At 70.9% G+C, this 7,538-nt stretch carries 8 protein-coding genes; 3 read left to right on the plus strand and 5 right to left on the minus strand.

Annotated features, from left to right (window positions below):
* Positions 1-64 precede the first annotated feature (64 nt).
* From ACFQ46_RS18935 to ACFQ46_RS18945, 3 genes are read left to right on the plus strand one after another with little or no spacing between them, the layout of a single operon-like run.
* Positions 65-1,030, plus strand: a complete 966-nt coding sequence (locus ACFQ46_RS18935; RefSeq protein ID WP_380260934.1) for a carbohydrate ABC transporter permease — start codon at positions 65-67, stop codon at positions 1,028-1,030.
* Positions 1,023-1,928, plus strand: a complete 906-nt coding sequence (locus tag ACFQ46_RS18940; protein WP_380260936.1) for a carbohydrate ABC transporter permease — start codon at positions 1,023-1,025, stop codon at positions 1,926-1,928. Before ACFQ46_RS18935 ends, ACFQ46_RS18940 begins: the two co-directional genes overlap by 8 nt.
* Positions 1,929-1,983: 55 nt before the next feature.
* Complete coding sequence (locus ACFQ46_RS18945) at positions 1,984-3,324, plus strand: ABC transporter substrate-binding protein (RefSeq protein WP_380260938.1); 1,341 nt, start codon at positions 1,984-1,986, stop codon at positions 3,322-3,324.
* A gap of 62 nt (positions 3,325-3,386) precedes the next feature.
* Here ACFQ46_RS18945 and ACFQ46_RS18950 read toward each other — a convergent pair whose 3' ends face one another.
* From ACFQ46_RS18950 to ACFQ46_RS18970, 5 genes are all read right to left on the minus strand, one after another.
* Entirely contained in the window at positions 3,387-4,472 is a 1,086-nt protein-coding gene (locus ACFQ46_RS18950) for a LacI family DNA-binding transcriptional regulator (RefSeq protein ID WP_380260940.1), read from the minus strand.
* A gap of 19 nt (positions 4,473-4,491) precedes the next feature.
* Positions 4,492-4,782, minus strand: coding sequence for a GNAT family N-acetyltransferase (locus tag ACFQ46_RS18955; protein ID WP_380161109.1), 291 nt, complete (start codon positions 4,780-4,782; stop codon positions 4,492-4,494).
* 79 nt (positions 4,783-4,861) lie between these two features.
* Positions 4,862-5,956 (minus strand): oxygenase MpaB family protein, encoded by a 1,095-nt coding sequence (locus tag ACFQ46_RS18960; protein ID WP_380260942.1) that lies wholly within the window; start codon positions 5,954-5,956, stop codon positions 4,862-4,864.
* A 70-nt stretch (positions 5,957-6,026) separates the two neighbouring features.
* Positions 6,027-6,455, minus strand: a complete 429-nt coding sequence (locus tag ACFQ46_RS18965; protein ID WP_380260944.1) for a riboflavin kinase — start codon at positions 6,453-6,455, stop codon at positions 6,027-6,029.
* Positions 6,456-6,470: 15 nt separating this feature from the next.
* Entirely contained in the window at positions 6,471-7,439 is a 969-nt protein-coding gene (locus tag ACFQ46_RS18970) for an ABC transporter substrate-binding protein (protein WP_380260946.1), read from the minus strand.
* Between the last annotated feature and the right edge of the window lie 99 nt (positions 7,440-7,538).

Here is a 7,538-nt window from a genome sequence, read left to right on the forward strand (position 1 = left end):
ACTCAACGACGACCGAGAAGGTGGTTCCCATGTTCGATGGACCCCACGGCGGAAGGCCGCCGCGGTGAGCGCGATCTCCGAGCTCTCCAACATCCGGACCGCCAAGGACGGACGGCCCCGGACCCGTGAGGAGAAGGCCGCCCTGCGGCGCGAGAACAGCCGCGACAACAAGGCCGCGTACCTGTTCCTGGCCCCGTGGTTCCTGGGCCTGGTGGTCATCACCATCGGCCCGATGCTGGCCAGCCTGTACCTCTCGTTCACGAAGTACAGCCTGCTGCAGCCGCCGGAGTGGATCGGCGTGCAGAACTACGTCGACATGCTCACCGACTCGCGGCTGCACCACTCGCTGAAGGTCACGTTGATCTACGTGGTCGTCGGGGTGCCGTTGCAGCTGGGGTTCGCCCTGGCCGTGGCGATCGTCCTGGACCGCGGGATGCGCGGTCTGGCGCTGTACCGCTCGATCTTCTACCTGCCCTCGATGCTGGGTGGTTCCGTCGCCATCGCCCTGCTGTGGCGCCAGATGTTCGGCACCGAGGGCCTGGTCAACCAGGTCCTGGGAGCCGTGGGCATCCAGTCCACGACGGGCTGGGTCTCCGACCCGAGCTACGCGCTGTGGACGATCATCCTGCTCCACGTCTGGACGTTCGGTTCGCCGATGGTCATCTTCCTGGCCGGCCTGCGCCAGATCCCCGTCATGTACCACGAGGCCGCCGCCGTCGACGGCGCCAGCCGCTGGACCCGGTTCCGCCGGATCACCCTGCCGCTGCTGTCGCCGATCGTGTTCTTCAACCTGGTGCTGCAGCTGATCAACGCGTTCCAGTCGTTCACCCAGGCCTTCGTGGTCTCCGGTGGCACCGGGGGTCCGGCGGACTCCACGCTGTTCTACTCGTTGTACCTGTACCAGAAGGGTTTCGGTCAGTTCCAGATGGGCTACGCCGCGGCGATGGCGTGGTTGCTGGTCCTCATCATCGGTGTCCTGACCGCCGTCAACTTCCTCCTCTCGAAGTTCTGGGTGTTCTACGATGACTGAACTGCAGGAGACCGCCTCTCCCGAGGTCGCGACCCACGGGCCGAAGCCCGTGGAAGGTGCGGGACGTGCGTCCCGCAACGCCCGCTCGGTGGTGAAGCACCTGGTGCTGATCGCCGTGAGCATCATCATGATCTACCCGTTGCTGTGGCTGCTGGTGTCCTCGTTCCGGCCCACGGACGTCATCTTCCGGACCCCCGGGCTGTGGCTCAACGACCTGATCACCAGCAACTACACGGGTGGCTGGACGGCCCTCGCGCAGCCCTTCGGCCACTACATCGTGAACTCCGCGATCGTGGTCGTCGGTGCCGTCGCGGGGAACCTCTTCGCCTGCTCCATGGCCGCCTACGCCTTCGCCCGCTGCCGGTTCCGGTTCAAGACGTTGTGGTTCGCCGTCATGCTCATCACCGTGATGGTCCCGGTCCACGTCGTCCTGGTGCCGCAGTACATCCTGTTCAACAACCTCGGCTGGGTGAACACGTTCGTCCCGCTGATCCTGCCGAAGTTCCTGGCCACCGACTCGTTCTTCATCTTCCTCATGGTGCAGTTCATCCGTGGCATCCCGCGGGAGCTCGACGAGGCGGCCCGCATCGACGGCTGCGGCCACGGCCGCATCTTCCTGCGCGTGATGATCCCGCTGATGGGGCCGGCGTTGGCCACCACCGCCATCTTCACGTTCATCTGGACCTGGTCCGACTTCTTCACCCCCCTGATCTACCTGACCGACCCGAACGCCTACACCGTTCCGGTCGCGCTCAAGCAGTTCCTCGACGCCACCAGCGGCAGCAACTGGGGAGCGATGTTCGCGATGTCGATCGTGACCCTCGTCCCGCTGTTCGTGGTGTTCCTCTTCGGTCAGCGCTTCCTCGTCAAGGGGATCTCCACCACCGGTGGCAAGTGACCGTTCGCACGACCGATCCTACCCGCGCACCTTCGACGAGAATGGCCTCGCTGACATGAACCACGCGGACACCAACACCTCTCCCACCCCGCACCGGGGTCCGTCCCGGCGCCAGGCCGTCACCGGCCTCGCCGCCGTCGGGTCGCTCGCCGCCCTCGCCGCCTGCGCTCCCGGCAGTTCCGGCGGTTCGCAGGCCTCCGGGGGCGGCGGCACCCTGCGCGTCTCGACCTGGGGCAACGACTCCCGGCTCAAGCTCACCCAGCAGGCGGTGGCGGAGTTCGAGAAGGCCAACCCGGGCATCAAGGTCACCGTCGAGAACTCCGAGTGGACCTCCTACTGGGACAAGCTCGCCACCGGCACCGCCGCGAACGACTCGCCCGACGTCATCCAGATGGACGAGTCCTACATCGCCGCCTACGGGACGCGGGGCGCCCTGCTCGACCTCGGCTCCGTCTCCGGCCAGCTCGACCTGTCGGCGATGGACGAGAAGATGCGCGACACCGGCATGGTGGACAAGACGTTCGTCGGTGCTCCCATCGGCACCGGCAACTACTCCTTCGGGGTCAACCCGAAGCTGCTGGAGCAGGCCGGCGTGGCGATGCCGGACGACACCAAGTGGACCTGGGACGAGTTCGCCGACCTCGCCACCCAGATCTCCTCGAAGCTGAGCGCCCAGGGCGTCTTCGGCTTCGACGGGTTCGGGGTGGGCACCAACGAGGTGGCCGTCTGGGCCCGCCAGCGCGGCCAGGAGGTCTTCCCCCGCGACGACGAGAAGCCCGCCGACGAGGCGACCGTCACCAACTTCTTCGAGTACGCCGACGCCCTCATCGCCTCCGGGGCGACCCCGCCGGCCGCGATGCAGAGCGAGAACTCGACCGCCGCGCTCGACGCCTCGCTGTTCGCCACCAACCGGGCGGCGTTCCACCTGCTCTTCCACACGCAGATCTCGGCGTTCGCGGCGGCCAGCGGCAACGAGCTGAAGCTGCTGCGGCTGCCCGCGAAGGCGGCGGGGGAATCCCCGAAGATGGTGAACAAGGCGTCCATGTACTGGTCGATCTCCGCCCGCTCGAAGCAGAGCGAGAACGCGGCGAAGTTCGTCTCCTTCGTGCTCACCAACCCCGCCGCGACGAAGATCCTCACCACCGAGCGGGGGGTCCCGGCGATCCCGTCGGTGCAGGAGGACATCAAGCCGGTCCTGGACCCGCAGGCCAAGATCGCCCTGGAGTTCACCCAGGCCATCACCCCGGAACTCGTCGACCCGCCGCAGGTGACCCCGGCCAACGCGTCGTCGTGGAGCACCGACTACTCCACGATCGCGACCGAGCAGATCTTCGGGCGCAGCACCCCGGCCGACGCGGCCAAGAAGGTCGTGTCCGCCGCGGCGGGCATGCTCTGACGCGCCACGTCGGGCCGGCCCGATCGGTCAGGCGGGTCAGGCCGGACCCCGCCGGCACACCGTCACGTCTGTGGCGGTGTGCTGGCGCGGACGAGGACCTCGCCCTCGAACCGTTCCTGGCGCAGCGGCCCGTCCCCGTCGGCGACGACGAGGTCGAAGACGGCCTCGCCGATGCCCCGCAACGGCAACCGGACCGTGGTGAGGGCGGGGGCGACGTCGCGCAGGGTGGGGATGTCGTCGAAACCCGAGATCGCGAGGTCCGCGGGGACGTCGACGCCGGCGTCGCGGGCGGCCGCGAGGGCACCGACGGCCATCACGTCGTTCGCGGCCATCAGGAGGGGACGACGCCCCTCGACCCGGGGGAGCGGACCGCGGGCCAGGAACTCCTCGGTGCTCGCGTAGGCCCCGTCGCGGGTGAACGGGCCCGCCAGGTGCGCGACGGGTTCGATCCCGTGCGCTCTCAGCCCGGCCAGGAACCCCGCCGTCCGCTCCCGGGCGGTCAGCAGGTCCTCGGGACCCTCCAGCAGCACGAACTCGCGGTAGCCGATCCCGACCATGGCCTCGCTCAGACGCCGCGCCGCGCCGGCGTTATCGATGAGGACGGTGTCGACGCCGAGCACGTCCTGGGTGACCGCCGCCACCTGCCCCCCGCTGGCGCGGAACGCGTCGAGTTCGGCGCGCAGGGCGTCCGTCGACTCCTCGTCGGCCCAGCGCGACCCGGCCAGCAGCACGGCCCGGACGCGCTGCCGCCGCAGCGTGGCGACGTGCTGCAGTTCCCGCACGGGATCGCCTCCCGTCACGGCGAGGGTGACGATGACGTCGGACGCCTCGGCCCGGGCCGTCACCCCGGCGGCGAGGGAGGAGAAGTACGGGTCGGCGATGTCGTGGACGACGAGACCGACGACCCCCGAGCGGCCACGGGCCATCGCCTGGGCCTGCGCGTTGGCGCTGTAGTCGAGCTGCGCGGCCGCGGCGTGCACGCGTTCGCGCAGCGCCTCCCCGACGACCCGGGAACTGCCGTTGAGGACGCGTGAGGCCGTCGCCAACGAGACCCCGGCCTCGCGGGCCACGTCGTCGAGGGTCACCGGCCCGTCCGGACGGGACCTGCGGGCACGTCGACGGGGCGCATCGGGGGTCACGGGCGACATCCTCCCGTGGTCGGCGCTCTCACAGGATGTCGGCGTACTCCTCGGCGTGCCGCCGCACGTGCAGCCGCACGAACGAACAGGCCGGGACGACGCGCAACCCGCGCGCCCGGACGTCGGCCAGCGCGGCGTCGACGACCTTCGTCGCCAGTCCCTCGTTCTCGTGGGCCGGGACGACCTCGGTGTGGACCATCGCGATCGACGAACCCTGCGGGACGTAGTCGGCCAACGCCACCACCTGGCCGTCGAGGCGGCCCTCCCAGCGGTGGGCCTGTTCGTCGTGGGTGACCACGAGGTCGTCGACGGTTGCCACGGTGCGCTCCTGTCCTGTCGAGCCGGTTGTCGAGGAGGAGAACGCGACCGCGCCCGCGGTGCTTCCCGGGCGCGCGGGGTCACCCGGCGTCGAGGAACTCCCGGTTGGCGGCGGTGTTCCGCGCGATGGCCGCGGCCCACGCCGCGGGGTTGCGCCGCAGCCGGTTGCGGCGGGCCCGCTGCACCGCGGCGACGACCGGCACCGCCCGGCTCAGCACCGGGTGTCGCGGGATGCCCAGCGCGTCGGCGAGCGGGTCGCCCTGCATGGCCCGGGAGACGACCTCGACGAGGGGGGTCGCCACGAGCGCCGGGATCGGGGTGAGTTCGGCCAGCGTGGTGGCCAGCACGGTCAGGCCCGAGGCCGTGAGGGTACGGGCGTCGTCGTTGGGCGCTGCGGTACGGGCGTCGATCCGGTCGTGCAGGGTGCGCGCACCGGCCAGGTCGACCACCCCCGCCGTGAGGCCCGGTTCGACCCCCAGCAGCGTTCCGAGGTGGCGCCAGAACCGGAGGAAGCGCGCGTACTCGGCGGGGGTGAGGTCGATGCCCAGCACCGCGGCGGACTGCGGGGCGACGTAGGTGAAGTCGAGCCAGGTGCGGAGCTGGTCCAGCTGGCTGATCGGGACGGTCCCGTCCGTGGGAGGGGCCTCGCGCTGGACGCGGCGCCGCACGACGGCGTGGCCGAGGCGGACGTGGGCGGTGGAGACGAAACCCCGTCGGCCGGGGCGGGTCCCGCCGGGCAGCGACGCGGCCGTCAGCCACTGCGCCGTCTCCAGCAGCCGGGCGTGCGCGTTCTCCCCCAGGAGCCGCCCCGTCCGGACCAGGATCGTGGACGTCGTCGGCGGTCGGTAGGAACTGATGAGCGCTCCCGCCCCGACGTCGAAGACGTGGACGCCCATCGACGCCGTGAAGGTCGGTTCGGCCGCCTCGTCCAGGACCTCGTCGTCGGCTGCGGCGCAGGTGCGTTCGAGGTCGAGCACCAGGTCGTGCACGGCGGGGTCCACGGCGCTGTCGGCGCCGTGGCGCAACGCCTCGTCGAAGCGACGCCAGCCGGTGGGGTCGGCGAGGACCCGGTCGGCGAGGGCGTCCGCGAGCGGGTCGGAACGGTGCGCCGCGGCGGCGAGGTCCGCCTCGGTGGGGAGGGCGGGGGAGGTCGGCGGCGTGCTGGAGGTCCTCACCCCGCTGACTCTGCCTCCTGAACGCCTCCTCCGCCCGTTCCACACCCGTGGGCCGGCCCTCCGGGCGGCGTCAGCGACCGACCGTGGCGGCGGCCCACTCCCGGGTCGCCGCCACGTCGCGGTGCATCTGCTCCACGAGGTCGGCCGACCCCGAGAACGCCAGTTGGGGACGCAGGTGGCGGTGCAGCGACACCAGCACCTCACGGTCGTAGAGGTCGAGGCTGACGTCGAGGAGGAACGCCTCGAGCAGTCGCACCCCGTCCGCGTAGTAGGTGGGCCGCCGGCCCACCGAGACCGCCGCCACGTGCACGGGGCCGTCGTGGACCGGGTCGACCTGCACGGTGGCGGCCCAGACGCCGTCCGCCGGGCCGTCCCCGTCGAGCGCCACGTTCGCGGTGGGGAAGCCGAGCAGGCGACCGCGCTGGTCGCCGTGCTCGACGGTGCCGCGCACCTGCAGGACGGGGGTACCGGTGCGGGGAACCGGAACTCGCAGAACCACGTCGCTCTCCTCGGATCAGTCGGTCTTCGGCAACCCGGGCGGGTTGATCTCGGACGTCGGCACGGACTCGTTCGCGAGGTTCCAGCGTGCGAGGGTCTTCGCGTAGGCGCCGCTCTCGATGACGTGGTTCAGCGCAGCGGCCAGGGCGTCGACCAGTCCGTCGCCCTTCTTCGTCGTCGCCGCGATGTCGGCCTGGATCGTGCCACCGCCGGGGACGGTGCCGACGATCTTCGTCTCGCCGGCGACGAGCACGTGGTAGGCCGCGGTCGGGTTCGGACCGAAGTACGCCTCGATGCGCCCCGACTTCAGTGCGAGGTACACGTCGGTCGACTTCGCGTAGTACTGGATCGTCACCGGTTCCAGACCGGCCGTCGTGTTCTGGGCGTCCCAGTCGAGGAGCACCTTCTCCTGGTTGGTGCCCGAACCGACCGCGACGGTCAGCCCGGCGACGTCCTTCGGCTCCTGGATCGAGGTGGTGCCGGAGGACTTCGCGACCTCCCAGGCGAGGGTGTCGACGCGGTAGGAGGCGAAGTCGTACTTCTCCTTGCGTTCCTCGGTGACGGTGATGTTCGAGAACCCCACGTCGAACTGACCCGAGTCCATGGAGACGAACAGGTTCTCCCACGAGGTGGCCCGCAGATCGGGCTCCAGCCCGAGGACGCCGGCGACGAGCAGGGCGATGTCCGGTTCGATGCCGATGACCGTCGTGTCGTCGTCGGCACGGAAACCCAGCGGCGGGTTGCCGTCGGCCGTGGTGCCGATGACGAGGGTGCCGCGGTCGCGGATCTCCTGCGGCACGGTCGCCGCGATCTCCGGCACGGCCTCCACCGCGATGCGACCGCTCTGCTCGGGGCTGGTGTCGACCGCACCCTCGGTGGCGGTGGCGGTGGCGGCGACGGCGGCGGGGTCGGTCCCGTTCCCGCACGCGGCCAGCACCAGCGGGCTCGCGGCCAGCGACAGGATCCAGGTTCGACGGCTGATCACAGGGTTCTCCTCGGGGTCGCGGTCTGCACCGGGCAGGCCGACAGGGCGGTCCGGCGGGTCGCCGGGTCGCGGGTGGGACGGGGTGGGACGGGGTGGGAC

Origin of the sequence: Kineococcus sp. GCM10028916 (genome assembly GCF_042674865.1) — a bacterium.
In the GTDB taxonomy this organism is placed as follows: domain Bacteria; phylum Actinomycetota; class Actinomycetes; order Actinomycetales; family Kineococcaceae; genus Kineococcus.

Excerpts from the sequence above, each read along its gene's own strand:
- ACFQ46_RS18945 (WP_380260938.1), top strand. The coding sequence starts at position 1,984 with ATGAACCACGCGGACACCAACACCTCTCCCACCCCGCACCGGGGTCCG.
- ACFQ46_RS18950 (WP_380260940.1), bottom strand. The coding sequence starts at position 4,472 with ATGTCGCCCGTGACCCCCGATGCGCCCCGTCGACGTGCCCGCAGGTCC.
- ACFQ46_RS18940 (WP_380260936.1), top strand. The coding sequence starts at position 1,023 with ATGACTGAACTGCAGGAGACCGCCTCTCCCGAGGTCGCGACCCACGGG.